Below are 24,770 nucleotides of genomic sequence, written 5' to 3' on the forward strand. Positions count from 1 at the left end.
CATGTCGTTCTTCTTCGAGACTTTAGTCGGCGGCCTCTTCGCGGGCGTGATGTATTCGCTCGTCGCGATCGGGTTCGTGCTGATCTACAAGGCGTCGGGCGTCTTCAACTTCGCCCAAGGCGCGATGCTGCTCTTTTCCGCGCTCGCCTTCGTGACCTTCACCGAGAAGGGAATTCCCTTCGTCGTCGCCTTCGCGCTGACCACCGCACTGATGGTCGCGATGGCGATTGCCATCGAATGGCTCGTTCTGCGTCCGCTTCGAAACCGGGATCCGCTCACGCTGTTCATGGCGACGCTGGGTCTGAGTTTCGTCGTCGAGGGTCTGGCGCAGCTAACGATGGGCACGGATGTGCACATGCTGGACATCGGCATTCCGGACATTGGGGTGGATGTCGGCGGTATCTTGGTCAGCCAGTTCGACGTCGTGGCATCCGCCATCGCCCTTTCGCTTGTCGCGGTTCTGGCTGTGGTCTTCAACAAGACGCGCTTGGGCATTTCGTTGCGTGCCGTCGCAGACGACAAGGTCGCTGCCCAATCGATCGGAATACGGCTGCCGGTCATTTGGCGGACCGTCTGGAGCGTTGCTGGCGTCGTGGCGCTGGTTGCGGGGCTGGTCTGGGGTTCCCGCCAGGGCGTGCAGTACTCGCTGTCGCTCGTGACGCTGAAGGCGCTTCCTGTCCTGATCATTGGGGGTTTCTCCTCCATTCCCGGCGCGATCGTCGGCGGCCTGATCGTCGGTGCTACGGAGGCCTTGGCCGACATTTACGTCGGCCCTCTGGTCAACGGCACGGTCTCCACATGGTTTGCCTACATCCTCGCAGTCATTTTCCTCCTCATACGTCCAGCCGGCCTGTTCGGCGATCGTGAAATCGAAAGGGTCTGACGATGACGGTTCTGCAGGAAACCGATTATGCAACCCCGGCGGCCTCACCGGTCAAGGTGCCGCTGATACTGAGCCTGCTTGGTCTCGCCTTCGCATTCGGCGTCGTACCGGCGGTCGCAGACGATTATTGGCTGAGTTCGATCGTCATTCCGACCATCGTCCTGGGGCTGGCCGGGATCGGTCTCAATCTTCTCCAAGGCTACACCGGACTGGTGTCGCTCGGGTCTGCGGCGTTCATGTCGATCGGCGCGTTCTCGGCATACAACCTCTTGCTCCGGGCGCCGTCTTTGCCGTTGCCGGCCGTGTTCGTCATCGCGGGTCTGATCGCCGCGGTCGCGGGGGTGGTCTTCGGTCTCCCGTCGCTGCGCATCAAGGGCTTCTATCTGGGCGCATCGACCCTTGGCGCGCAGTTCTTCTTCGAATGGCTCTTTACGAACTTCAGCTGGTTCTCGAACGACAGCCAGTCCCTGACGATCTCAGCGCCGCGGCTTGATTTTCTTGGATACGACCTGCAGTCGGCCACCGGTCGCTATTATCTCACGATCACGGCTACCGTGGTTCTTATCGTCCTGGCATTTGCTGTCGTACGCAGCCGCGTCGGTCGGGAGTTCATGGCGATACGCGACATGGACACGGCGGCATCGGTGATTGGCATAAGGGTCGTGCGTCGAAAGCTCCAGTCGTTCGGGATCAGTTCCTTTATTCTAGGCGTTGCGGGCGCGCTGTGGGCCTTCGCTTACCTTGGAATGTCCGACGCCCATGCTTTCAATCTCGACAAGTCCTTCCAAGTCCTCTTCATCATTTTGATCGGTGGGCTCGCGACGATCTTCGGAAACTTTCTTGGCGCGGCGTTCATCGTTCTCATGCCGATCCTACTCGACCGCCTGTCGCTGGTCGTCGATCTCTCGATCCTCGGCGACCAGGGAGCCTTGGCGAACCTGCAGCGCATTATCTTCGGGGTGATTATCATCCTGCTTCTCATCAAGGAACCGGACGGTCTGTCCAGCCTCATCGGCAAGATCGCCGACGGTCTTTTCCGTCGCAAGAAACCTAGCAGCTAGCTGAATTGGCGGGACTTCGGCGTCGGGTCTTCGCCAGGGACAGGGGTACGACGACACCATTTCAACCATCATCAGAGGGACACTTTTATGACACTTCTAACGAAAGCGCTCGCCCTTGCGACCGCCGCTGCGATCTCAGCGGGCGTCCTTGCGAGCCCATCCTTCGCCGAAGACGGGACCGGGCAGCAGCTCTACCCGCTTTTCACCTACCGGACCGGTCCGTACGCTCCGTCCTTCATCCCGTTCGGCGCGGGCAATATCGACTATCTCAGCTACGTGAACGAGGTCGAAGGTGGCGTCGACGGGGTGAAGATCCTGATCCAGGAATGCGAGACCGCCTACACGATCGAACGCGGTATCGAATGCTACGAGCGATATAAGAACGGCTACAACGGCGCACTGACGGCGGCGATCTACCCCCATTCCAGCGGTCTCGACGTCGCGCTGACCGACAAGGCCCGCATCGACAAGATTCCAATCGTCAGCCCCGGCGGCGGTCAGAACATCGCGACAGACGGTCGCGTATTTCCATACCAGTATCCGCTGATCTTCGACTACTGGAGCGAGGCCCAGATCATCGTGGACTACATAGCGAAGCAGGCTGGCGGCTATGACAAGCTGAAGGGTCTCAAGGTAGCCACGCTCTACCACGATTCCGGCTATGGTCGCGACACGATCGAACCGCTCGGCATCCTCTCCAAGAAATACGGCTTCGAAGACATTCAGATCCCCGTACCGCATCCAGGCGAACAGCAGCAAACCCAGTGGCAACAGATTCGCCGCTCCGGTGCGGACTGGGTGTTCCTTCGCGGGTGGGGCGTCATGACGCCCGTCGCCATCAAGACGGCGGCCCGCGTAGGCTTCCCGGCAGACCGTATCATCGGCGACATCTGGAGTGGCTCGGAGGACGACGCCCGACCGGCCGGCGCTGCCGCCAAGGGCTACCTCGCGGTATCCGTCTTCCCACCTGGCACCGACTACGGGATCCTCAAGAAGCTCAAGGAGACCATCGTCGACACCGGCAAGTCCGACCTCAAGGACCAGAGCAAGTTCGGTACTGTGTACTACAATTACGGCGTCATCGAAGCGATCACCTTCGTCGAGGCGCTGCGTACAGGTCACAAGAAGTTCGGCAACCGCCCGCTGACGGCGGCAGAAGGGCAGTGGGCTCTTGAGAACCTGAACATCGACGACAAGCGTCTCGCCGAACTCGGCGCCGAGGGGCTGATCAGCCCGCTCAAGACGACGATCGACAATCACAAGGGAGAGTCTGTCGCCGCGAAGATCATCCAGTGGAACGGGCAGACCTGGGACACCAAGTCCGACTGGATCAAGGCGGATTCGACGCTGTTTGCCGACGTGATCAAGGCGAAGGCAGCGGCCTACGCCAAGGAAAAGGGCATTGAACCGCGCGGCGCGCAAAATTGATCGATAGGACGGGCAGGAGAATTTCATGACCACGCAAACCAACGGGTTTCTCGAGATTTCCAACGTGGAAGCCCTGTATGGTCAGGCGATCCTGGCCGTCCGTGACGTCACCCTCAAGGTGGAGGAGGGCAACATCGTTGCCCTCCTCGGTGCAAACGGCGCCGGTAAGACGACGACCCTCAAGGCCATCTCCAATCTCCTGGGACCAGAAAGAGGCAAGGTGAGCCGCGGCTCAATCCATTGGAAGGGTGAGCCAGTTAACGCGATGTCGGCCTCCGGCCTCGTCGCCAAGGGCGTCGTCCAGGTGCTCGAGGGGCGTCACTGCTTCCAGCATTTAACGGTCGAGGAGAACATCCTCGCGGGTGGTTTCGTCCGCAAACCGTCGCGCGAAGCCCTGCTTGCAAGCCTCGAGCAGGTGTACACTTGGTTTCCCCGACTAAGGGACAAGCGCAAGACGAAGGCCGGCCTCACCTCCGGGGGCGAACAGCAGATGGTCGCCATCGGCCGTGCGCTGATGACAAAGCCCAGCCTCGTCCTTCTCGACGAGCCTTCGATGGGGCTGGCGCCCATCATTGTGCAGGAGATCTTCGAGATCATCCGCGCGCTCAACCGGGAATCCGGCGTCAGTTTCCTGCTCGCTGAGCAGAATGCCAATCTGGCACTGAAGTACGCAGACTACGCCTACATCCTCGAAAACGGCCGCATCGCCCTCTCCGGAACAGCAGAAGAACTGCGGGCTCGGGAAGACGTCCATGACTTCTATCTGGGCGGCGCCGCGGCAACGCCGCTTCGCTGACGACGGCAGCAAACCAACAGCAAGGACAAACTATGACACAGATAGATCTGGCGTGGGGGGCAGGCCCTACCGTGCGATACGAAGAACTCGCCGCCCGTTTCCGGCCGTTGTTCGAAGAGATCGCCAAGGGTGCAATCGAACGGGAGACGACCCGCGGGCTCCCTCAGGAGGAGATCGTCCAGCTGAAAAAAGCTGGCCTCGGCGCGCTTCGCGTTCCTGAGGCCGAAGGCGGCTTCGGGGCGACGCTGCCGGAATTTGCCAACCTTCTCATCGAGTTGTCGGAAGCGGATTCCAACATCACGCAGGCGCTGCGTGGACACTTCGGTTTCGTCGAGGACGTCGTCAACAAGAAGCCTGGCGACGCGCGCAAGAAGTGGGTCGGCCGCATCTCGAGGGGAGAGATCGCAGGCAACGCCTGGAGCGAAATAGGCGAGGCCAAGCAGGAAGCCTTTTCGACCCACATCTCCAGGAAGGACGGCAACCTGGTGGTCAATGGCACCAAGTATTACACAACTGGATCTCTTTATGCGGACTGGATCGACGTGGGCGCCACAGGGCTAGAAGGCGAGGGCGTCGTGCTTCAGGTCAGGCGTGACGATCCGGGCGTGAATGTGGTTGACGATTGGGATGGGTTTGGCCAGACGTTGACGGCCAGCGGAACGACGACATTCACGAACGTCAGGGTGGATCCGGACAACGTCGTCGTCGACGAAGAGAAGTTTCGCTACGGGGCCGCGTTCTACCAGCTCGTTCATCTTGCGACGCTTGCAGGGATCGGGCGGTCGATCGCCAACGAGACGGCACAGGCAGTCGCCTCCCGCAAGCGAGCGTATACGAACGGTGCCGGTCCTCGTTCGAGCGAGGATCCTCAGGTCCTGCAGGTGGTCGGGCGCCTGCGCGGCAACGCCTATGCGGCTGGCGCGATCGTGCTGCAGGTCGCCGCGGCAATTGAGCGGGCCTATCAGGCTCATTTTGCGGGCGACGAGGCGGCAGAAGAGCACGCGAACGCCATCGCGGAACTGGAAACCTCTCAGGCTGTCACGGTCGTGTCGAACCTTGTGCTCGATGCCTCTACGCTGATTTTCGATGCTCTGGGCGCGTCCGCTACAAAAAAGCCGACTGGTCTCGATCGCCATTGGCGCAATGCCCGTACATTGTCATCGCATAACCCCCGTATCTACAAGGATCGCATCGTCGGCGATTTTGCCGTCAATGGAACGCCGCCCCCCTATCAGTGGCGCATCGGCTTGAGCGCGGCCTGATTGATGATCCGGCTCGTGGACATTGCGCGCGATTTTTCCACGGAGGCAGGTGTCGTGCGGGTATTGCACGGCATCAATCTGGAAATTCCGGCCGGACAGATTTTCGGCATCATCGGGGCCTCGGGCGCGGGCAAGTCGACGCTGGTTCGGACCATCAACCTTTTGGAGAGGCCCGATGAAGGCGATGTCTTTCTCGGCGACGAGCGTATCACCGACGCACGGGGCGAGGGCCTCAGGCGCTTGCGGCGGCGCATCGGTATGGTGTTCCAGCACTTCAATCTACTGAACTCCCGTACCGTCGCGGGAAACGTCGCCTATCCACTCGAACTGGTCGGACGCCTCGACCGTCGGCAAATCGACGAAAAGGTCGCCTCGCTTCTCACCCGTGTCGGGCTGGCGGAACATGCAAGCAAGCACCCCCGTCAGCTTTCCGGGGGCCAAAGGCAGCGCGTCGGTATTGCCCGAGCGCTCGCCAACGATCCGGAGGTATTGCTGTGCGACGAGGCGACAAGTGCGCTCGACCCAGACACCACCCGTTCAGTGCTTTCCCTCCTTCGCGAGATTAACCGCGATCTCGGCGTGACCATCGTGCTCATAACGCATGGGATGGACGTCATCCGCCAGACATGCGACCGCGTCGCGGTGCTCGATCACGGTCGCGTCGCCGAAACCGGCCCTGTCATCGACGTTTTTCTGCATCCAAGACATCCGGCGACGCTGAAGCTGGTGCGCGAGGCGGAGCATCTGGATCCCTCGCTGGACATAGAAGGTATCGACAAGGGCCAGATTTTCCGGCTGACGCTGATCGGAGAGACCGCGCACCAGCCCATACTCGGCCGTACGGCGCGTGTGACGGGCGTGGATTACGAGATCATCGAGGGACGTGTCGGTCATATTCGTGATGTCCGCTACGCCCAATTCGCGGTGCGCTTTTCCGGCGGAAACGCGGGCGCGGCCGTCGAAGTGCTCAGCCATGCCGGTGTCCACGTTGAAATCCTTCCGCGTCAGGAATTCGCCCATGTCGTTTGATGCCATCTATTGGGGCGACATCGTTCGTGCGCTTGGCCAGACGCTGGCCATGCTCGCAGGCTCGCTGGCCTTCACCGTGTTTTTCGGCCTGCCTATCGGCATCCTGCTCTTTCTCACAGGCCAGCGGCAAGTGCTCGAACAGCCGGTCGCCTATGGCGCTCTGTCATTCGTTCTCAACATCATCCGATCGGTGCCTTTCATCATCTTGCTCATCGTTCTGATGCCGGTCACGGTGATAGTAACCGGAACGTCGCTGGGTGTACGCGGCGTCATCTTTCCCCTTGTGGTCGGTACGGCGCCGTTTTTCGCCAGACTGGTTGAGACTGCGCTGCGCGAGGTCGATCACGGGATCATCGAGGCGAGCGAATCGATGGGCGCGACCACGAGACAGACGATCTTGCGCGCCGTCCTTCCAGAGGCCTACCCCAGCCTAGCTGCCGCCATCACGCTCACCGCCGTCGTCCTGATCGACTACACGGCGATGGCCGGCGCGATCGGTGGCGGCGGCCTTGGCGATCTCGCCATCCGCTTCGGCTATCAGCGGTTCAAGACCGAAATCATGCTGGTGTGCGTCACTGTTCTGATCGTGCTTGTCCAACTGATTCAGATGACCGGCGATCGCGTCGTCCGATACTTTTCTCGCAACTGAATCACGAATAATCAACCAGGAGATAGACATGAAAAGCGTAAAATCCATCCTCGTCTCGGCCGTTGTAGCGTTCGGCCTGGCCGCAAGCGCCCAAGCGGGCGAAAAGCTTACCGTCGGCGCAACTGCCATTCCCCACGCGGAAATTCTCGAATTTGTTAAGCCGATCGTAGCCAAAGAGGGCGTCGATCTCGATATTCGCGTGTTCACCGATTACATCCAGCCGAATGCGCAGCTCGTATCGGGCGAACTCGATGCCAACTACTATCAGTACAGGCCTTTTCTGAACGACTACAACCGTGAACGAGGCACCGATCTTGTGCCGATCGTGCCGGTGCACATTGAACCCTTCGTTGCCTATTCGACCAAGATCACCGCCGTCGACCAACTCAAGGACGGAGCAACTGTCGCCGTTCCCAATGATCCGGTCAACGGCGGTCGCGGACTGCTGCTGTTGCAGCAGCTCGGTCTCATCAAGGTCAGTGGAAAGGCCACGCTGACCTCTCCCGAAGACAAGCTGCCGACCATCAAGGACATCACGGAAAATCCGAAGAACCTAAAGATCGTCGAGCTTGAATCCGCCATCCTGCCGCGCGCCCTAAGTGAAGTCGATCTTGCTGCGCTCAACGGCAATTACGTGTTCGAGGCCCAACTCGACCTTTCCAAGTCAATCCTGATCGATCGCGGGCAGGACGGCTACAACGTCTGGAGCGAATATCTCGTAACCCGTCCGGAAAACAAGGACGACAAGGCCATCCGCATCCTGGCCAAGGCGCTGAACAGCGAAGAGACACGCAAGTTCATTGCCGACCACTACAAGGGTCAGATCATCGCCGCGTTCTGACTTCCTCGCGGCGGACAGAACGGGCCGCCGCTTCCCGAAAGGAAAAGTTTCATGGGTGAAACCATACAAACGAAACCTGCGCCAGATCATCAGGGCTGGCTACCTGAAAAGCCGCGTGAGCGGGCGCACGTCATTACCAGCGACGAGGAAGCGATCGAAGTCGCAAAAGCCCTCGTGCCCGTCTTCGCCAAAGAAGCAGGCGAACGCGACCGTGACCGCCTGTTACCATTCGCCGAAATCGACACGTTTTCCCAGAGCGGCCTCTGGGGGATTACGATCCCGAAGGAATATGGTGGTGCGGGCGTTTCGCTCGCAACGCTCGGCAAGGTTTTCGCCATCCTCGCCTCGGGCGACGCCTCACTGACGCAGATCGCTCAAAACAGTTTCGAGATACTGGATGTGATCCGCCAAACCGGTTCGCACAGTCAGAAGCGCGAGCTCTTCGATCTTGTTCTCAAGGGCTACCGGCTCGGAAACGCCTTTTCGGAGTTCAAGGGCAAGAATGTCGAGGCCTTCGAAACCCGCCTCACGAAAGAAGGCGACGGTTTCAGGGTCTCGGGCGAAAAATTCTATGCCACCGGCGCACTTTTCGCGCATCTGGTACCGATCGTCGCGATCGACGATGACGGGCATGTGGTCGTCGCGGTCGCCGACCGTGATGCGACCGGGCTTGAGGTTGTGAACGACTGGTCGGCCTTTGGACAACGGACCACCGCGTCGGGAACTGTGTTGTTGAAAAACGTCCATATCCCGGCCTCCCGCGTTCTGCCCGCACATCTCGTCTACGAGAGCCAAAGCGCTGTCGGTCCGCAGAGCCAGCTGCTTCATTCGGCGATCGATATCGGCATCGCGCGCGCGGCGATCCGCGAAACGATCAATTTTGTGAAAACAAAGTCCCGGCCATGGATCGACAGTGGTGAAGAAAGCGCGTCCGCCGACCTTTACACGATAGCGGCTATTGGCGACCTTAAAATCCGGTTGCACGCGGCAGAAGCACTCCTGGAACGGGCCGGCCGCGTGCTGGATGCCACAATTCTTGACCAGAATGATGCGTCCATTGCGAAGGCGAAGATCGCCAACGCCGAAGCCAAAGTCCTGTCGACGGAAGTGGCGCTCGGGGCTACCAACAAGCTGTTTGAACTTGCCGGCACTCGATCGACGCTTGGTGCCTACAATCTCGACCGCCTTTGGCGCGATGCCCGTACGCATACCCTGCATGACCCCGTCCGCTGGAAGTACCATGCCATTGGAAACTTTTATCTGAACGGTGTCCAACCGCCACTTCATTCGTGGATATGATAACCCTGCTTCGGGGCGCCAACTGCCAAGAGAGCGATTGCCACGGGTCCAGCAGAAATTCGGCCTGGTTTTCCTTCGCTTGAAGAGGTCTCAACTTCTTGCCACAACGAGATCGATTTCAACCAGAGCGTCGCGGCCCAGTTTCGCGACGCCGACTGTCGTGCGACCCGGAAGACGCTGCTCGTCATGGAAATGCTGGTGAAAGATCCGGTTAAGACCGGTATAGTCGCGATCGAAATCCGCCAGGTAGATGCGGGCAAAGACCGTGTTTTCGAGCTGGTAGCCCGCAGCACGGAGAATGCGGTGGAGATTGACGAAGACCAGTTCGGTCTGCGCCTCTATAGATACAGGCAGTGGGGCCTCCGGCGTGTCGGGATCGATCGGCAGCTGACCGGTAACAAAAAGAAGCTCTCCGATTTCGACGGCATGGGCATAGCTGGCAGTTTTCGGTGCCGGCGCGGCATCGGAAACCAGGAAGCGGCGCGGAGTGGGCATTGTGGTCGTGCTCGCATGGCAATGAGATTATCGAGGATGAGGGGCGCCGGGCCGAAGCAGCCGGCGCCTCTCTGCAATCAACTCCAGGGATGACGAGGCGGGTTGAGCCCATTCAGATAGAAGTTGCCGACGTGGAACAACTTCCAACGCACAGGGTCGTGCAGCGTATGTGCCCGGGCATTGCGCCAATGGCGATCGAGATTGTGCTTTGCGAGCGTCGAGCGCGTGCCGGACAGTTCGAACAGCTTGTTCGTGGAAAGGATGGCAATTTCCGTCGTCAGGACCTTCGCTTCGGCGGTTTTGATGGTGGCGTTGGCGATCACCTCTTCCGTCGGGTTTTCGAGCCCCGCATCGATCGCCTCGCCTGCGATGTCCAGCAGGGCTTCTGCGGCATGCAGCCTGATTTTCAGGTCGCCAATTGCGGCGATCGTGAAGGGATCTTCGCCGGCCGTTTCCTTGCCACTGTCGATCCAGGGCCGACTCTCACTCTTGACGAACGCGATCGTTTCCTCGATCGCGCAGCGTGCTATTCCAGCGTCGATGGCGGCCTGGATGATCTGTGAAACCGGGCCGGCGATCGTCGGCCGGTCGAAGGCTGCCACGGGAAGAAGGCGGCTCGCCGGGACGCGGACGTCTTCGATCTTGACCGAACCCGACGCTGTCGTGCGCTGGCCGAAGCTGGACCAGTTGTTCGTGACGGTGATGCCGGGAGCGTCGCGATCCGTGAAAACCAGGAAGCCCTTGCCCTCGTCGTCGACAGCCACGATGGGAATGATGTGGGAAAGCAGGGCTCCCGTGGTGTAGAACTTCTCCCCGTTGACCACGACATGGTTGCCGTCATAGGCAACCTTTGTCTCGAATGCTGCCACTGTCTTGCTGTTGAGCTCCGAGAAGGCATTGCCAAAGCGCAGGCCGGAAAGCACCCATGCGAAGAATTCCCGCTTCTGCTCCTGCGTGCCGTCTAGGTCGATATGGCCGTTAATGGCAAGATGGTTTTGCGTAATCTGAGCGATCGAAGGATCAGCGGCGGCGAGAATAGCGATTACGCGTGCAAGCGTTTTGTATGAAACGCCCGGCCCGCCATAGGCCTTCGGGACATTGATGCCCCAGAGACCGCTTTGGGAATAGGTATCGATCTCCGCAAGGGGGAGCAAACCTTCGCGGTCACGGAGCGCTGCGCCAGGCGCAAATTCACCGGCGAGGCGTTTTGCAACGGCGATTGCCTCTTCGTCGCTTGATATGACGTGCGCATGCGTCTCCGGGCGCGGGCGAGGCGGAACCGGATCGTTTGAATTTACACGCGGGTGCCGCGCGTAGTCTATGGTCTGTTGTTCAATCACTCCCATGGCGGGTGCTCCTTGTTGACGACGCTTCAGTTTGGCAGAATTATTATAATGTCTATAGAAATTATATATTATTGGATCGAGGTCCTGCGCAAAATCCTTTGTCGTATGCTCGGGTTGGGAATAATCGTGCAGTCAATGTCCAAGGCCGGACCATTGCCGGGCAAGGCCGTGCGCGAAACCCGAGTTGAGAGCCGCGTGACATTTCCCGCGCGAGGCGACCCGGTCGCCCGCAGTGGCGATCAAATGGACACGTGCGAACCGATTGCTCGCTCCTTGACCGGGAAGGTGATCGCCACGGTCGTGATTGCAAAATCCAGGTCTCATGCCGAGCGCCAGTTCGTGCCACTGTCGATCCGCGATCGAGGTACCCGGATGAGGTGTTGGGGTCTGACGCCAGGCGGCCCTTGTCGTCAAGCCGACGGACCGGAAATGGTCCATCGAACGATTTTTTCGTGCTTTGCGAAGCGCCGGGAAATATTTGCCGCCGCGTGGATAAATATAAACTATCCCGCCTTTCATTGAGTGGCGCAGATATCTTAGCGTTTGCTGCGACAGGCACACATTGGGGTGAGGTGTATGAGGGTCCAGACCATCAGTTTCAGTAGTCTCTCATATGTCTCTCCGTCTCCTGGGGTTGCGGCCGTATGGGAAGCCCTCAACATTGAAGCCAGTGACGCAGCATTGAAGGACCCGGTGCTGACGCGGGCCATGAATTCGGCAATTCTCTTTCATGCGAGCTTCGCACAGGCACTTGCTCAGCAGATTGCGTTCAAGCTCGCCAACCACGACCTGGATCAGGACGAATTGCTGTCGGTGATTGCGCAGGTTTTCAGTAACAATCAAAGTGTTGTCGAGCATGCGGCCGACGACCTCAAGGCGATCAAGGAGCGTGACCCGTCGAATGCCGATATTCTGACGCCGTTCCTTTACTTTAAGGGCTTTGTCGCCTTGCAGGGGCAACGTGTAGCAAATTGGCTGTGGAACCACGATCGCCTGCATCTGGCGCGCCACATCCAGAGCCGGATCTCCGAAGTCTTCGGTGTCGATATTCACCCTGCGGCGAGGATGGGCAAGAGCATCATGCTGGATCACGGTAGCGGCCTTGTTATCGGTGAAACAGCCGTTGTCGAAGATGACGTTTCCATACTGCAGAATGTAACGCTTGGCGGCACCGGCAAGGAACGAGGAGACCGTCATCCCAAGGTTCGGCGGGGTGCACTCATTGGAGCCGGAGCAAAGATCCTTGGAAATATCGAGATTGGTGTTGGCGCCAAGGTGGGAGCGGGCAGCGTCGTGGTCAACGCCGTGGCGCCCTACACGTCCGTTGCCGGTATTCCTGCCAAACCGATTGGAAGACCGCATTCAACCCTTCCCGGCATCACGATGGATCAGATCTTGTCGGAGCCGGAATACATCATATGAGGCCGAACACACCCCAACGCTGAATTGGAGGGAAGAGTATCATGGAGCCTTTGGATATTGATCTACCTTCTGTCGTGAAAAAGCAAACGGACGACGGCTGGACCATTGCCACCTACAATTTCGGGGGAGTGCCGCTGAGCGACAAATTCTTTCTGAGAGAATCGGATGCCGACCTCTACCTTCAGGAACAGCAGGATTTGATCAATCCGTACAATTCCCGCTAGGGGCGGCGCTTTTGCTTTTATACCCGGAGGCCGCTGATTGAGGGTGGCGACGCCTCGACGATCGCGTTCGAACTCGAACTCGACCTGGATTTGGCCAAGGCTTCGAAGCGTGAGTACCCCGTCAATGTCGACGACCGTCGCCGTCGCGTCGGGGAGGCGACATGAGGCTCGAGACGGATTTTCCCCGATTCAATTCAAAGTGGGATCATCGTTCCTTTAATCTACAAAATTAATAGACAATGTGATGCTGGCTTCTTCATCTTGAGGGAAACGGCATGTCATTCCCAAGACTGGTAGGACTCGTAGGCAGTTTCAATCGTCCGTCGAAGACGTATGCTCTGGCGGAACATGTGGCTGATCTTGCCAGCAGACGATTTGGTTTTACGAGCTCCATCTATGACCTGCTCGATGTCGGACCGTCGCTCGGGCAGGCTCTCGGGCGCAAGGATCTTGACGCCCAGGCACGCAAGGTCGTGGACGAGGTTGTCGCGGCGGATGTCCTGATCATCGGTTCGCCCACCTATAAGGGCTCTTACCCCGGGCTGTTCAAGCATCTCATCGATCTGATCGAGCCCAATGAGCTTAGGGGTAAGCCGATTATCGTGACCGCGACTGGCGGAGGCGATCGCCATGCGCTGATGGTCGAACATCAGCTGAGACCGCTGTTCGGCTTCTTCATGGCTCACACATTGCCCACGGCAGTTTACGGGTCGGACCGCGATTTCAAGGACTATCGGGTGTCGTCAGACGCTCTTGCCGAGCGGATTGGCGAGGTTGTTGGCGAACTGGCCGCCTTTTTCCCGCAGCGCGTGGCGGAGCTGAGAGCGGTTGAATAGTGGCCGCGGTCAATTTTCAATGACAACCAGGAGGTAGGCATGGACATGGCGGACAAAACGATCCCCCTCGACGAGCTCTGGAGCGTCTTGGAATTCTCACGGCGCTATCGGCTCGATAAAGAGGAAGAAGCCCGCCTGATCAGGATTTTTGGTCCGTTTGCCTCACCCAGGGCGTTGCTGAGCAATGCGCGCCGGTATTCGCTGGCCGGTTGATCCATGGCAGTCCCACTGGAAAAAATGGAGGATCACGTGATGGCGAAGTTCGTCCATGACTGGAAAGAGCGTTTCAAGCGGTTCCTTTCGCTGCCCCTTGACACGAATTTATACGACCGAAGCCGGAACGGGACCTCGCTGCGCGAAAGCGGCGAGGATTCCTTGCATGACTATGAGCGCTACCATTGGGGCTCGGGTCCCGGACCTTGGTATTGAGGGGAGCGGTCATGGCACTCACGTTTGATCACCGCCTGCCGGTGTCCAGGACGCGCACCGCAATCATCCAGTCGAAAGCCTTGCATTGCCTGGCAGTGGCGCCGACGTGGATTCATTCTGTCCATTGTCATTGGAGCGTTTCGAGCCGCTGCCGGCTGGTTTGTCGCTGAAAAGAAGAGTGCGAATGATGATGCAAGGTTCGATACACGGCATGTCCAAGATGTCTCTGACGGCAGATCTGGTTTCGCGCAGCGTTCGCCCAGAAGTCGATCCCGGCCCGGAACCGCATCGAAAGCCGCTGACCGATGACGAAGTCGAAGCCCTGGCCCGTCGCATCTTTGCCGAATGCGCAGATGGCCCCCTTTGGGTTTTTGCCTACGGCTCGCTCATTTGGAAGCCCGATTTTGATGCCGTGGAAGCGTGCCGCGACACTGCGTCTGGATGGCATCGATCCTTTTGCCTGGAAATGACACGCTGGCGGGGGTCGCGGACGCAACCCGGACTGATGATGGCACTTGAACGTGGCGGACGCTGCAATGGCGTTGCCTTCAAGCTCAGCGACGAAGACAGGATCGGCCAGATTCGCCGCATGATCCGGCGTGAGATCGGAACATTGGAAGATGTCTCGACGATACGTTGGCTACCAGTCCAGACAGTGCAGGGAAGAGTGCGCGCACTGGTTTTCTGGGCCGGCCCGACGGGCGATCGCGTCTCGCGCAAACTGCCATTGGAGGCAGTGGCGGGTGTGCTCGCGCGAGCCTGCGGCCATATCGGGTCGTGCGCCGAGTATCTGTATCTCACGGTGAAGCACCTGGACGAGCACGGAATCCGGGACCGGAACCTCTGGCGGCTTCAGCGACTGGTGGCCGTGGAGCTCAAGGTGATCCATGGCCTGAGCACAATCCGAACCTGACCATCCTCAGGCGTTGTGCGGTCGGCTGCGCCGTGGCTTTGGCCGTGAAATGTGTATTTAAAGGGAGCCAAGAGTGGCAGGAATATATGACAGCCTTTCGGACCTCATCGGCAACACGCCGCTCCTTGAGCTCCACAACTATCGCCGGAACAGGAACCTTGGTGCTCGCATCCTCGCCAAGATTGAATATTTCAATCCAGCCGGCAGCATCAAGGACCGCATAGCCTGGGGCATCATCAGGCAAGCGGAGCAGGCAGGGCACATCAGTCGCGGCGACCTGCTTGTCGACGTCACGAGCGGCAATACCGGCATAGGGTTGGCGGCAGTTGCGGCAGCCAGGGGTTACCGCACAAAATTCTACCTCAGCGACAATATCAGCCAGGACAAGATTACGCTTCTTCGCCTCTACGGCGCCGAAATCGTCAAGGTGAAAAACGAGTTCTTCCTCGATCCGCAAGCGCTGGAAAAGATAACGGCTCGGGTCAAACAGGAGAACCCGACGGCCTTCTTCACCGATCAGCTCGCCAACCCGGCCAATCCGCAGACCCACTTCGAAACGACCGGCCCGGAAATCTGGAGAGACACGGATGGCACTGTAGATGTATTCGTGGCCGCGGTGGGAACCGGCGGAACGATCTCCGGCGCGGGGCGCTATCTGAAATTGCAAAAGCCCGGTGTGAAGGTGGTGATCGCCGAGCCTGCCGCTGAATCCCTGCCGACGGAGGAAAATCCCTATCCGGATCAGGTTGATGGGGTCCATAAGGTGACCGAGGTTCCAGCCGAGCAATTGCCGGGAAATTTCGACAGCACCATCGCCGACGAGGTTATCGCCCTCAACACCCCACAAGCCCGGCAGACCGCCGCTGCCCTGGTGGCAGAGGAGGGAATTTTCGCCGGCACATCGTCGGGCGCTGTGCTCTTTGCCGCAACCGAGCTCGCCACCCGGCCGGAGAATGCCGGCAAGGTCATCGTCGCCGTGCTCCCGGACACAGGCGAACGGTATCTGACGTCGTCGGCGTCCGCAGAGCACCGCTCCGACTATGGGATTCATCAGTGACGAAAACGGTAGAATACTTCTTTTCCATCGGCTCGCCGTGGTCGTATGTCGGCCTCGACGCATTCATGGAACTTGCCGCAAAACATGACGTCGCCATCAAGCCGTATCTGACAACTGTCGTTGAAGAGAACGGGGGCATTTTCTCACGCAACCGTCCCGAAATTCGTCGTGCATACTGGACGCGGGACCTCAGGCGCTGGGCGCGCGTTCGCGGCAAGACCCTCCGTCTTGACGATCGACCTTCGTTGAGCGACCCGACGCCGGCATCGCTTTTTGTCATTGCAGCCTATCTCGACGGTCAGGACTGGCTGGGCGTGGTTCGCGTGCTGCAGCACGCTTTCTGGAGCGAGGCAAGGGATATAGGCAGGCCGTACGAGCGGGAAGCAATCGTCACGGCGGCAGGTTTTGACGGAGCAGCACTTCTACGCCGGCAATCCGACGAGGACGTGCAGAACAAATGGGCCATCGACCGGGTCCATGCGCGCGAAAGTGGCGTGTTCGGGTTTCCCACCTATGTCCATGATGGTGAGATCTATTGGGGGCAGGACAATCTGCCCTTTCTTGAACGCCATCTTGGAGGCGACAAACCATAAGTATGCGGTCCAGCCCGGCTGCAATGACATCAGGGGACACGATGAACGACACCGAAGACACCTCAAAGACGTTTGGGCAGAACACACAACTGGTCAGGGCGGGTTACGATCCGTTCGACTATCACGGTTTCATCAACCCGCCCGTGGTCCACGCCTCGACTGTCCTGTTTTCAAATGCCGCAGCGATGGAGAAGCACGATCAGAAATACACCTATGCGACGCGCGGAACCCCCACGACCGATGCTCTGTGCGCGGCCATCAACGAACTTGAAGGTGCCGACGGAACGATCCTCGTCCCGTCGGGGCTCGCTGCGGTTACACTCGCCTTCCTGGCTTACCTTTCGCCCGGCGACCACGCGCTGATTGTCGATTCCGTCTACGGCAACGTCCGTCATTTCTGCGACACGATGCTTGCCCGCTTCGGCGTTGAGGTCGAATACTACGACCCGGCGGTGGGTGCGGCGATCGAGAAGCAGTTCAGGCCGAATACAAGGCTGGTCCACACCGAAGCACCGGGATCGAACACCTTCGAGATGCAAGACATCCCTGCCATCGTGGATGTCGCGCATCGACGGGATGCAATCGTCACGATGGACAATACCTGGGCGACACCGTTGTATTTCAGGCCGCTCGATTTCGGCGTCGACGTGTCCATCCAGGCATCGACGAAATATCCGGCCGGTCATGCGGATATTCTCATGGGAACGGTTTCGGCCAACGACAGGAGTTGGAGGCGGCTGAAGCAAACCAACGGTGCACTTGGCATATGCGGTACGCCCGACGACGCCTACCAGGTTCTGCGCGGCCTGCGCACGATGGGCGTTCGGCTAGAACGTCATCAGACAAATGCACTGGAGATCGCCCGTTGGCTGGAAGCGCGCGAAGACGTGGCTCGCGTTCTGCACCCGGCACTGCCAAGCTTTCCAGGTCACGATTTGTGGAAGCGGGATTTCAAGGGTGCAAGCGGCGTGTTCTCGTTCGTGCTGAAGGTCGCCCGGCGCGAGGATTTCAGGCCCATGGCCCAGGCTTTCCTCGACGGTCTCTCACTGTTTGGCCTCGGCTATTCGTGGGGCGTTCCCCAGTCTGGCGCTTGAAGTTGACTTGGACGATCGGCGTGTCTTGTCGGCCCCGGCCGAGGGACCGCTTTTGCGTCTGCAGATCGGTCTCGAAGATGTTGGTGATCTCAAAGCCGATCTGGCTAGGGGATTTGATGCCGTCCGTGCAGCGTGAGGTGCGACGCGATGGGGTCTGGCGTTATCTGCCCGAGCAGAGGGCAAGTAGGTTCAAAGTGCCACCGCTCACTTTTTGAAACCTGGTGGCGAATTATATCGACCCACTGTCGCTGCCGGTGGAGTGGCTCTTGCCGGGGTCGGTCATTCCGGCGCCAGGTTGTGTCGATGGACCTGCCGATCTGCTTTCCGACCGAACGACGTGATATGGTCAGGCGATGATCGGAGCGGCCTGCCGGTTACGATAGCACGGGTTTTCGACAGACCGGATTCACGCCGGCTTCTCGCAACTACGGATGACGGTGGAACGCTCGAAATCGATGTGCCTGCCGATACCGCGGTCTGGGCGGCTCGAAGGGATATCTTCACATAAGGCGCGCCCACGATTTCGCGTAGGTCGGTGTTCAGGCCCCCATGCGTGACCGTCTTTAAGCGCAGCGCTCCCAAAAAGTGGCAGATGGAGACGTGAAATCGGGTCGGTCGGGTTTGTCCGCACCCGTGACTTCGGCTTCAACGCGCTGCGTGGAAAGTCCGGAACTTTATCCGCGTAATCGACAGGTTGCGCGGCAACTAAATCGCCCAGAGGGGACTATATAGAATATAATTTCTATAGATTAAATCGGCAGGTGGTAACCTTTCCTGGTCCAAATGCCAGGAGCTCACCATGACCGGTCAAAAACGCCAGCTCAAGCTTGGAGCTTTTCTCTATCCGACCGGTCACCACGTCGCTGCCTGGCGCCATCCGGATGCCCAGGCGGATGCGGGATCGAACTTTTCGCACTATATCGCACTGGCGCAGCTTGCCGAAGCGGCGAAGTTCGACCTGATATTCATGGCAGACGGCGTCGGCACCCGCGGAACGGATATCGAGGCGCTGAGCCGCACGGCCATTCGCTATGTCGCGCAATTCGAGCCGATTACCCTCATGTCGGCGCTTGCCGCCGTCACGAACAATATCGGCTTTGTCGCGACCGCCTCGACATCTTACAACGAGCCCTATCATATTGCCCGCAAGTTCGCCTCCCTCGACCATATCAGCGGCGGCAGGGCAGGCTGGAACCTCGTTACGTCCTCCAGCGAGCACGAAGCGCATAATTTCGGGCGCGACGAGCACTACGCGCACGCCGAGCGTTACGAACGAGCCGAGGAATTCGCCGATGTCGTGCGTGGCCTCTGGGACACGTGGGAGCAAGACGCGTTCCCGCGCGACAAGGAAAGCGGCATCTATTTCGATCCCGACAAACAGCATGTCCTCAATCACAAGGGCAAGCATTTCAAGGTGCGCGGCCCGCTCAACGTTTCCCGCGCGCCGCAGGGGCATCCCGTGCTGGTGCAGGCCGGGTCGTCCGAGCCGGGAAGGGAGCTCGCCGCCCGCACCGCCGAGGTGGTCTTCACGGCACACCAGACCATCGTGGACGCCCGTGCCTTTTATGCCGATCTCAAGGGCAGGCTCGCTCGATACGGCCGCGCCGCGGATGACCTGAAGATCATGCCCGGCATCTTCCCGGTCGTTGGCCGAACCGAGGAGGAAGCGCAGGAAAAGTTCAAGCAGATCCAGGACCTCATCCACCCTGCCGTCGGTCTCTCCATGCTCGCCGGCATGGCTGGGTCGCTCGATCTCTCGCAATATCCGCTGGATGGTCCGGTGCCTGAATTGCCGGAGACCAACGGCAGCAAAAGCCGCCAGAAGCTGCTCCTTGATCTCGCGCGGCGTGAAAACCTCACCATCCGCGATCTCTATCTGCGTATCGCCGGTGCCCGCGGCCATTGCCAGATCGTCGGCACGCCGGTTCAGATCGCGGACAGAATGGAGGAGTGGTTCACCACGGGGGCTGCCGACGGCTTCAACATCATGCCGCCGCACCTGCCCGTGGGGCTGCATGACTTCGTCGAGCACGTCCTTCCCGAGCTACGCCGCCGCGGTCTTTTCCGCAGCGACTACGAAGGCCGCACATTGCGCGAAAATCTCGGCCTGCGGGTTCCCCAACACCCGGCGTCTGCGCAGATCGCAGCCGAATGAGCGAGGAGCCACTGATGAGCAATCCAACCCATCTCGAGATCCGTGGCGTGACGCGCCGATTCAGCGTGAATGGCAGTCAACTGACGGCCCTCGACAATGTCAGTCTCGATGTCGCGGAAGGTGAATTCGTCAGCGTCGTCGGTGCCAGCGGCTGCGGAAAATCGACGCTGCTGCGCCTTGGCGCCGGCCTCGATACCACCTTTGACGGTTTGATCCGCCATGCCGGCCAGACGGTCTCGGGCCCAAGCCTCGATCGCGGCATCGTTTTTCAGGAGCCGAGGCTTTTTCCCTGGCTCACCGTTTCGCGCAACGTCGCGCTCGGCCTGGAAAATTCCGGCTTTGGCCGGGCGCAGAAGAAGCGGCTTGTGGAAGAGCATCTGAAGCTGGTTGGGCTGTCCGGCTTCGCCGACGCCTATCCGCATCAACTTTCGGGAGGCATGGCGCAGCGGGCCGGCATTGCACGCGGGCTTGTCAATCGACCAAACGTCCTCTTCCTCGATGAGCCTTTCGGGGCACTCGATGCGATCACCAAGGCCCGGTTGCAGGATGAGCTTCAGGAAATCTGGGCCAGGGAGCGGATCACCATGGTGCTCGTGACCCATGATGTGGAGGAGGCCGTTTATCTCGGCGACCGTGTTGTCGTGATGGCGTCGGCGCCCGGCCGCATCCGCGAAGTCTTCCCCGTCAATCTGACACGTCCCCGCGAGCGCACGTCGCCTGCACTTGCCAGCATCCGCAATCGCGTCCTGGAGAGCCTCAACAGCCCGGCAATATCGCAGTCCGCAGGGCCGGAATTCTCGGGCGCGCCCGACAAGAAGCGCGAGGTGCCCGATCGCCGCCCTTCGATCGCAGCAGTTGGCTAAGTCAATCAAACGGAGATAAACGAATGAAACTCGCATCCCTTTGCAACCTCGCGGTCGGTGTCGCCTTGGCGCTCGGCTTTCTGACCAGCGCACATGCCGAAGAGCCGCTCACCATTCATGTCGGCTATGCCGCCATCGGTGTCGATAACCGCCCCTACTCGGAAGGCACCTCCGCTGCAACCGCACGCGCCGGCGAGTATCTGGAGAAAGAATTTGCCGACGATCCCAACATCAAGATCGAATGGACCTTCTTCAAGGGCGCCGGGCCGGCCGTCAACGAAGGTTTTGCCAACGATCAGCTCGACTTCGCCTACCAAGGCGATCTTCCATCGCTGATCGGCCGGGCAACGGGGCTGAAGACAAAGTACCTCTTGGCAAGCGGGGCGAGAAAGCCGCTCTATCTGGCGGTTGCAAAGGATTCCGGGATCAAGACAATCGAGGACCTGAAGGGACGCAAGATCGCTCTGCAGCGCGGCACGAACGGCCACCTGGCAGCCATCAAGATCCTCTCGGCGCACGGCTTGACGGAGCGCGACGTGCACGTCGTCAATCTCGACAGTGCCGGGACCGTAGCGGCGTTGACCAGCAAGGACATAGATGCGGCCTTCGGCGATACGCAGTTGATCAACCTTGCGGCCAAGGGAAGTGCCGATGTGATCTACACCACGAAGGGCGACGATCCGCGCTTCGGCCGCAATGCGGGCATCGTCGCCCGTGAGGCATTCATCGAGGCGCATCCCGAGATCACGCAGCGTGTGGTCGATGCCTTTGTCGAAGCCGCCAAATGGTCGTCAGATGAACCAAACCGCGCGGCTCTTTTCGAACTCTGGCACAAGTCAGGCACGGCGATCCCGATCCTCGAGGAATATTTCCGCAACGACAAGCTTGCCTATCGCAACTCACCGCTGATCGATGACCTTTTGCTGTCGCAGTACCAGGAGCAGGCGGTCAAGAGCAAGGAATACGGGCTGATCCGGCGTGATATCGATCTCAATGGCTGGTTCGAACCGAAATACCTCAACAACGCGCTCGAACGGCTGGGCCTTAAATCCTTCTGGCAGCCTTACGGTGCGGACGGAAAGCCGCTGGCCTCCTGACCTCGAAACGCTTCATCTGGGAAGGCCGGCATGGCTATGTCTCTTGAAACTGCCGGGCATGCCGGCATTCGCCTTCCGTCGACATGGCGCCGGAAAATCTATTCCGGCTTGACGGCTGCGATTGTCCCATTGGCGCTGGTTCTCCTGTGGTGGGTCGCATCGGAAAGGGGCTGGCTGGCAGAACAGATCCTGCCGCAGCCAGTCCTGGTCTATCAGACCGCCCGGGACATGGTTTCAAGCGGCGAACTGTTCCACCACGCCGGCATCAGCCTGCAGCGCGTGGTCATCGGATTTGCCTTCGGCGCCCTCGCTGGTCTCACCCTCGGAATCGCAATGGGGCTTTCACAACGGGTCGAGGACTACGCTAAACCCCTATTCCTCGCTTTTGCCCAGATACCGACGCTCGGCTGGATACCATTGCTGATGTTGCTCGTCGGCATCGACGAAACGCTGAAAATAATCATCATCGCCAAGGGCGCGCTTGTGCCGATGACGCTCAATACATTTTCGGGGATCCGCAGCGTCCCACCGAAGTATATCGAGGTGGGGAGGGCACTCCGCTTCAGCAGATGGCAGACGCTGCGCTTCATCGTTCTTCCCGGTGCCATTCCTTCCATCTTCACCGGCATTCGCTATGGTCTGACCCACGCCTGGACATCGCTCGTCGGCGTCGAATTGCTCGCTTCGTCGGAAGGCCTCGGCTACCTGCTCGTCTGGGGAAGGCAGATGTTCTGGCTCGACACGGTCATCGTCGCGATGATCGTGATTGGAATTGTCGGCTTTGCCATGGACAAGTGTCTGGATCGTACAGAGCTGTTTGTGCAACGCTGGAAGCGCGAAGAGATTTGATGGTCACCGAAGCAACAGCAAATCGTGCTGTCCGTTTGCGCCGGGGCGTTACCTTGCCCATCCTTGTGCTGATCCTGTGGGAGATATCCAGCCGCACCGGCCTGGCCGATCCGCGTTTTCTACCGTCGCTCGAAGATGTGGCGATGACTGCCAAGCGCGAGTTGATTGATAACGATCTGATCGGTGAACTCGGTTTCAGCCTGATGCGAAACATAGCTGGATTCCTGATCGGCTGCGCGGTGGGCGTCGTTTTCGCCTCTGTGCTGGCGCTGTCGCGCACGGCCGACAAGTTGATCACACCCACGTTCAACGGACTGAAGCAGATCTCGCTACTCGCGTGGATCCCGCTGATTTCGGTCTGGTTCGGCTTCGGCGAACAGGCAAAGATCGTTTTCGTCGCACTTGCGGCCTTCATTCCAATCGTTCTCAACACTTATGAGGGCATGCGAAATGCGCCGGCCGATTTGATCGAGGTCGGAAACGCGCTGCGTTTCAACGCGCGCCAACGCGTATTTCGCATCTTCCTGCCATCGGCCATGCCCTCGATCGCAACGGGCGTACACCTCGGGCTGATCTACTCGTGGCTGGCGACAGTAGGGGCTGAATATTTTCTTGCGGTAGGTCCCGGCATCGGCGGTCTGGTGATCGCGGGCAGGGAGCGCTTCGACATGGCCCTGGTGATGGTCGGTGTCTTTATTCTCGGCTTTGTCGGGTTTCTGCTTAACCGGTTGGCCACGGCATTGGAAGATCGCCTGCTGCGCTGGCGGCCTAAAGCGGTGCTCTAGCCTGAAACTAAATTCCTCGCACAACCCGAAATTCGAACTGCGGTTGCTTTCGTCTACATCCTTTATGGAGGATATTTTCGAAGCATTTAGGAGATGAGAATGGCCTCTCGGATTGTTGGTGTCGCCGGTCGTTTGAACCGCCCGTCAGCAACCCGGGCACGCGTCGCCCACCTACCTGATCTGGCGTGTCGCGTAACGATCTCGAGGGTAGAATTCTTGATCTGAACGAGGACCAGCTTTTGCCATCCCTCAGGATGCGCTTGCATGGTCCCTCTCGTACATCGTCCTATCAGGCTTTCGAAAACGCCAAGCGCGGCCGGGCGCGGCAAATGGTCAATGAGCTCGTCGCGGCATTGACGGAGATTGTTGGAAGCCCTGCAAATCCAGCGCTTCCAGGTACACCGATTTGAAACGAAGACAAGACACTTGAGGGGACAGAAAATGAGCTTGCGCATCAACGATATTGCACCGGACTTCAGCGCCGATACCAGCAAGGGACCGATCCAGTTCCACGAGTGGATCGCAGACAGCTGGGCGGTTCTCTTCTCGCATCCGAAGAATTTCACGCCGGTCTGCACGACTGAACTTGGGGCGATGGCCGGCCTCGAAGCCGAGTTTACCAAACGCGGCGCCAAGGTGATCGGCATCTCGGTCGACCCCGTGGAAAGCCACGATAAATGGAAAAGCGACATCAAAATTGCGACGGGATTTGATGTCGAATACCCGCTGATTGGCGACAAGGAGCTCAAGGTCGCCAAGCTTTATGACATGCTGCCCGCTGGCGTAGGCGACAGCTCGGAAGGGCGTACGCCCGCCGACAACGCCACTGTGCGTTCGGTCTTTGTCATCGGACCGGACAAGAAGATCAAGCTGATTCTAACCTATCCAATGACGACAGGCCGCAATTTCAGCGAAATCCTGCGTGCCATCGACTCGATCCAGCTGACGGCCAAGCATCAGGTTGCAACGCCTGCAAACTGGCAGCAGGGCGATGACGTCATCATCACTGCCGCCGTGTCCAACGAGGATGCCCTTGAGCGCTTCGGGTCCTTCGATACGGTGTTGCCTTACTTGAGGAAGACAAAACAGCCCGCGGCATGAATTTGGCCAAGCACAGCCTTTTCGTGCTGCTGCGGCGCCTCAACTCAGTTGATCTTGCTTTTTACCCAAGTCTCAATGTGATCGGCCGCAACCGCTTATTGAGGCCTGGGGTCCGGCAAGCATGAATATGCTGGTCCGTTCTCGCGCCCGCCAGATAGTCGAGCCCCGAGACACATGGAGAAGGCTCTTCATATCTGGCGCCGCAAGGGGGCGGTTGGAGGCTACATCGTCCGAATACGAGCGATCACTGGCACATTCGCGAT

Annotated in this window: 25 protein-coding genes and 1 pseudogene; 24 read left to right on the forward strand and 2 right to left on the reverse strand. The window is 59.3% G+C overall.

The genetic code is table 11. The annotated features are described in order from the left end of the window. Window position 1: 1 nt before the first annotated feature. The 9 genes from AC1D2R_RS17270 to AC1D2R_RS17310 all read left to right on the forward strand — a co-directional run bounded on the left by AC1D2R_RS17270 (window position 2) and on the right by AC1D2R_RS17310 (window position 9,248). On the forward strand, window positions 2–883 hold the full coding sequence (locus AC1D2R_RS17270) for a branched-chain amino acid ABC transporter permease (RefSeq protein ID WP_477968706.1): 882 nt from the start codon (window positions 2–4) through the stop codon (window positions 881–883). A 2-nt stretch (window positions 884–885) separates the two neighbouring features. Then, window positions 886–1,944 carry a branched-chain amino acid ABC transporter permease gene (locus tag AC1D2R_RS17275; protein WP_477968708.1) on the forward strand — a complete coding sequence of 353 codons (1,059 nt, stop codon included), beginning with the start codon at window positions 886–888 and terminating at the stop codon, window positions 1,942–1,944. Between the two features lie 87 nt (window positions 1,945–2,031). Then, the gene (locus tag AC1D2R_RS17280) at window positions 2,032–3,372 is read left to right on the forward strand and encodes an ABC transporter substrate-binding protein (protein ID WP_477968710.1); all 1,341 of its coding nucleotides are present in this window, start codon (window positions 2,032–2,034) and stop codon (window positions 3,370–3,372) included. Between the two features lie 25 nt (window positions 3,373–3,397). Continuing rightward, a complete protein-coding gene (locus AC1D2R_RS17285; RefSeq protein ID WP_477968712.1) occupies window positions 3,398–4,168 on the forward strand; it encodes an ABC transporter ATP-binding protein in 771 nt (256 codons plus the stop codon). A 32-nt stretch (window positions 4,169–4,200) separates the two neighbouring features. Further along, entirely contained in the window at window positions 4,201–5,430 is a 1,230-nt protein-coding gene (locus tag AC1D2R_RS17290; protein WP_477968714.1) for an acyl-CoA dehydrogenase family protein, read from the forward strand. 3 nt (window positions 5,431–5,433) lie between these two features. After that, the gene (locus tag AC1D2R_RS17295; RefSeq protein ID WP_477968716.1) at window positions 5,434–6,459 is read left to right on the forward strand and encodes a methionine ABC transporter ATP-binding protein; all 1,026 of its coding nucleotides are present in this window, start codon (window positions 5,434–5,436) and stop codon (window positions 6,457–6,459) included. Next, window positions 6,449–7,108: a methionine ABC transporter permease gene (locus tag AC1D2R_RS17300; protein WP_477968718.1), complete on the forward strand. Its 660-nt coding sequence runs from the start codon at window positions 6,449–6,451 to the stop codon at window positions 7,106–7,108. The genes AC1D2R_RS17295 and AC1D2R_RS17300 overlap by 11 nt, the downstream gene beginning before the upstream one ends. 28 nt (window positions 7,109–7,136) lie before the next feature. Beyond that, a complete protein-coding gene (locus AC1D2R_RS17305) occupies window positions 7,137–7,949 on the forward strand; it encodes a MetQ/NlpA family ABC transporter substrate-binding protein (RefSeq protein ID WP_477968720.1) in 813 nt (270 codons plus the stop codon). 51 nt (window positions 7,950–8,000) lie between these two features. Continuing rightward, a complete protein-coding gene (locus tag AC1D2R_RS17310) occupies window positions 8,001–9,248 on the forward strand; it encodes an SfnB family sulfur acquisition oxidoreductase (RefSeq protein ID WP_477968722.1) in 1,248 nt (415 codons plus the stop codon). A gap of 90 nt (window positions 9,249–9,338) precedes the next feature. Here AC1D2R_RS17310 and AC1D2R_RS17315 read toward each other — a convergent pair whose 3' ends face one another. Both AC1D2R_RS17315 and AC1D2R_RS17320 read right to left on the reverse strand, forming a co-directional pair. Further along, window positions 9,339–9,743 carry a RidA family protein gene (locus AC1D2R_RS17315; protein WP_477968724.1) on the reverse strand — a complete coding sequence of 135 codons (405 nt, stop codon included), beginning with the start codon at window positions 9,741–9,743 and terminating at the stop codon, window positions 9,339–9,341. Window positions 9,744–9,820: 77 nt separating this feature from the next. Next, window positions 9,821–11,089 (reverse strand): SfnB family sulfur acquisition oxidoreductase, encoded by a 1,269-nt coding sequence (locus AC1D2R_RS17320; RefSeq protein ID WP_477968726.1) that lies wholly within the window; start codon window positions 11,087–11,089, stop codon window positions 9,821–9,823. A 576-nt stretch (window positions 11,090–11,665) separates the two neighbouring features. On the opposite strand from AC1D2R_RS17320, the gene cysE reads away from it, so the two are divergent. The 15 genes and pseudogenes from cysE to AC1D2R_RS17395 all read left to right on the forward strand — a co-directional run bounded on the left by cysE (window position 11,666) and on the right by AC1D2R_RS17395 (window position 24,507). Further along, on the forward strand, window positions 11,666–12,511 hold the full coding sequence (cysE, locus tag AC1D2R_RS17325; protein WP_477968728.1) for a serine O-acetyltransferase: 846 nt from the start codon (window positions 11,666–11,668) through the stop codon (window positions 12,509–12,511). A 41-nt stretch (window positions 12,512–12,552) separates the two neighbouring features. Next, window positions 12,553–12,735: a hypothetical protein gene (locus AC1D2R_RS17330; RefSeq protein ID WP_477968730.1), complete on the forward strand. Its 183-nt coding sequence runs from the start codon at window positions 12,553–12,555 to the stop codon at window positions 12,733–12,735. A gap of 275 nt (window positions 12,736–13,010) precedes the next feature. Then, a complete protein-coding gene (msuE, locus tag AC1D2R_RS17335) occupies window positions 13,011–13,571 on the forward strand; it encodes an FMN reductase (RefSeq protein ID WP_477968732.1) in 561 nt (186 codons plus the stop codon). A gap of 39 nt (window positions 13,572–13,610) precedes the next feature. Further along, a complete protein-coding gene (locus AC1D2R_RS17340) occupies window positions 13,611–13,784 on the forward strand; it encodes a hypothetical protein (RefSeq protein ID WP_477968734.1) in 174 nt (57 codons plus the stop codon). A gap of 39 nt (window positions 13,785–13,823) precedes the next feature. Further along, window positions 13,824–14,000, forward strand: coding sequence for a hypothetical protein (locus AC1D2R_RS17345; protein WP_477968736.1), 177 nt, complete (start codon window positions 13,824–13,826; stop codon window positions 13,998–14,000). Between the two features lie 211 nt (window positions 14,001–14,211). Further along, complete coding sequence (locus AC1D2R_RS17350; RefSeq protein WP_477968738.1) at window positions 14,212–14,913, forward strand: gamma-glutamylcyclotransferase; 702 nt, start codon at window positions 14,212–14,214, stop codon at window positions 14,911–14,913. Window positions 14,914–14,986: 73 nt separating this feature from the next. After that, window positions 14,987–15,970 (forward strand): PLP-dependent cysteine synthase family protein, encoded by a 984-nt coding sequence (locus AC1D2R_RS17355; protein WP_477968740.1) that lies wholly within the window; start codon window positions 14,987–14,989, stop codon window positions 15,968–15,970. Beyond that, window positions 15,967–16,563: a DsbA family protein gene (locus AC1D2R_RS17360; protein WP_477968742.1), complete on the forward strand. Its 597-nt coding sequence runs from the start codon at window positions 15,967–15,969 to the stop codon at window positions 16,561–16,563. The genes AC1D2R_RS17355 and AC1D2R_RS17360 overlap by 4 nt, the downstream gene beginning before the upstream one ends. Window positions 16,564–16,604: 41 nt before the next feature. Beyond that, window positions 16,605–17,793 (forward strand): annotated as a pseudogene (locus tag AC1D2R_RS17365) (cystathionine beta-lyase). Window positions 17,794–18,456: 663 nt separating this feature from the next. Beyond that, entirely contained in the window at window positions 18,457–19,812 is a 1,356-nt protein-coding gene (locus AC1D2R_RS17370) for an LLM class flavin-dependent oxidoreductase (protein WP_477968744.1), read from the forward strand. Between the two features lie 14 nt (window positions 19,813–19,826). Next, a complete protein-coding gene (locus AC1D2R_RS17375) occupies window positions 19,827–20,675 on the forward strand; it encodes an ABC transporter ATP-binding protein (protein ID WP_477968746.1) in 849 nt (282 codons plus the stop codon). A 23-nt stretch (window positions 20,676–20,698) separates the two neighbouring features. Beyond that, the gene (locus AC1D2R_RS17380) at window positions 20,699–21,772 is read left to right on the forward strand and encodes an ABC transporter substrate-binding protein (RefSeq protein ID WP_477968748.1); all 1,074 of its coding nucleotides are present in this window, start codon (window positions 20,699–20,701) and stop codon (window positions 21,770–21,772) included. Between the two features lie 30 nt (window positions 21,773–21,802). Beyond that, window positions 21,803–22,621, forward strand: coding sequence for an ABC transporter permease (locus tag AC1D2R_RS17385; RefSeq protein ID WP_477968750.1), 819 nt, complete (start codon window positions 21,803–21,805; stop codon window positions 22,619–22,621). Further along, entirely contained in the window at window positions 22,621–23,406 is a 786-nt protein-coding gene (locus tag AC1D2R_RS17390; RefSeq protein WP_477968752.1) for an ABC transporter permease, read from the forward strand. Before AC1D2R_RS17385 ends, AC1D2R_RS17390 begins: the two co-directional genes overlap by 1 nt. Window positions 23,407–23,847: 441 nt before the next feature. Beyond that, entirely contained in the window at window positions 23,848–24,507 is a 660-nt protein-coding gene (locus tag AC1D2R_RS17395) for a peroxiredoxin (RefSeq protein ID WP_477968754.1), read from the forward strand. Window positions 24,508–24,770 lie beyond the last annotated feature (263 nt).

Source organism: Rhizobium sp. P1_C7, assembly GCF_056406295.1.

Excerpts from the sequence above, each read along its gene's own strand:
- AC1D2R_RS17345 (WP_477968736.1), top strand. The coding sequence starts at position 13,824 with ATGGCGAAGTTCGTCCATGACTGGAAAGAGCGTTTCAAGCGGTTCCTT.
- AC1D2R_RS17340 (WP_477968734.1), top strand. The coding sequence starts at position 13,611 with ATGGACATGGCGGACAAAACGATCCCCCTCGACGAGCTCTGGAGCGTC.
- AC1D2R_RS17270 (WP_477968706.1), top strand. The coding sequence starts at position 2 with ATGTCGTTCTTCTTCGAGACTTTAGTCGGCGGCCTCTTCGCGGGCGTG.
- AC1D2R_RS17310 (WP_477968722.1), top strand. The coding sequence starts at position 8,001 with ATGGGTGAAACCATACAAACGAAACCTGCGCCAGATCATCAGGGCTGG.
- AC1D2R_RS17320 (WP_477968726.1), bottom strand. The coding sequence starts at position 11,089 with ATGGGAGTGATTGAACAACAGACCATAGACTACGCGCGGCACCCGCGT.
- AC1D2R_RS17285 (WP_477968712.1), top strand. The coding sequence starts at position 3,398 with ATGACCACGCAAACCAACGGGTTTCTCGAGATTTCCAACGTGGAAGCC.
- AC1D2R_RS17330 (WP_477968730.1), top strand. The coding sequence starts at position 12,553 with ATGGAGCCTTTGGATATTGATCTACCTTCTGTCGTGAAAAAGCAAACG.
- msuE (WP_477968732.1), top strand. The coding sequence starts at position 13,011 with ATGTCATTCCCAAGACTGGTAGGACTCGTAGGCAGTTTCAATCGTCCG.
- AC1D2R_RS17395 (WP_477968754.1), top strand. The coding sequence starts at position 23,848 with ATGAGCTTGCGCATCAACGATATTGCACCGGACTTCAGCGCCGATACC.
- AC1D2R_RS17385 (WP_477968750.1), top strand. The coding sequence starts at position 21,803 with ATGGCTATGTCTCTTGAAACTGCCGGGCATGCCGGCATTCGCCTTCCG.
- AC1D2R_RS17300 (WP_477968718.1), top strand. The coding sequence starts at position 6,449 with ATGTCGTTTGATGCCATCTATTGGGGCGACATCGTTCGTGCGCTTGGC.
- cysE (WP_477968728.1), top strand. The coding sequence starts at position 11,666 with ATGAGGGTCCAGACCATCAGTTTCAGTAGTCTCTCATATGTCTCTCCG.
- AC1D2R_RS17375 (WP_477968746.1), top strand. The coding sequence starts at position 19,827 with ATGAGCAATCCAACCCATCTCGAGATCCGTGGCGTGACGCGCCGATTC.
- AC1D2R_RS17380 (WP_477968748.1), top strand. The coding sequence starts at position 20,699 with ATGAAACTCGCATCCCTTTGCAACCTCGCGGTCGGTGTCGCCTTGGCG.
- AC1D2R_RS17305 (WP_477968720.1), top strand. The coding sequence starts at position 7,137 with ATGAAAAGCGTAAAATCCATCCTCGTCTCGGCCGTTGTAGCGTTCGGC.
- AC1D2R_RS17370 (WP_477968744.1), top strand. The coding sequence starts at position 18,457 with ATGACCGGTCAAAAACGCCAGCTCAAGCTTGGAGCTTTTCTCTATCCG.
- AC1D2R_RS17290 (WP_477968714.1), top strand. The coding sequence starts at position 4,201 with ATGACACAGATAGATCTGGCGTGGGGGGCAGGCCCTACCGTGCGATAC.
- AC1D2R_RS17295 (WP_477968716.1), top strand. The coding sequence starts at position 5,434 with ATGATCCGGCTCGTGGACATTGCGCGCGATTTTTCCACGGAGGCAGGT.
- AC1D2R_RS17280 (WP_477968710.1), top strand. The coding sequence starts at position 2,032 with ATGACACTTCTAACGAAAGCGCTCGCCCTTGCGACCGCCGCTGCGATC.
- AC1D2R_RS17275 (WP_477968708.1), top strand. The coding sequence starts at position 886 with ATGACGGTTCTGCAGGAAACCGATTATGCAACCCCGGCGGCCTCACCG.
- AC1D2R_RS17350 (WP_477968738.1), top strand. The coding sequence starts at position 14,212 with ATGTCCAAGATGTCTCTGACGGCAGATCTGGTTTCGCGCAGCGTTCGC.
- AC1D2R_RS17390 (WP_477968752.1), top strand. The coding sequence starts at position 22,621 with ATGGTCACCGAAGCAACAGCAAATCGTGCTGTCCGTTTGCGCCGGGGC.
- AC1D2R_RS17315 (WP_477968724.1), bottom strand. The coding sequence starts at position 9,743 with ATGCCCACTCCGCGCCGCTTCCTGGTTTCCGATGCCGCGCCGGCACCG.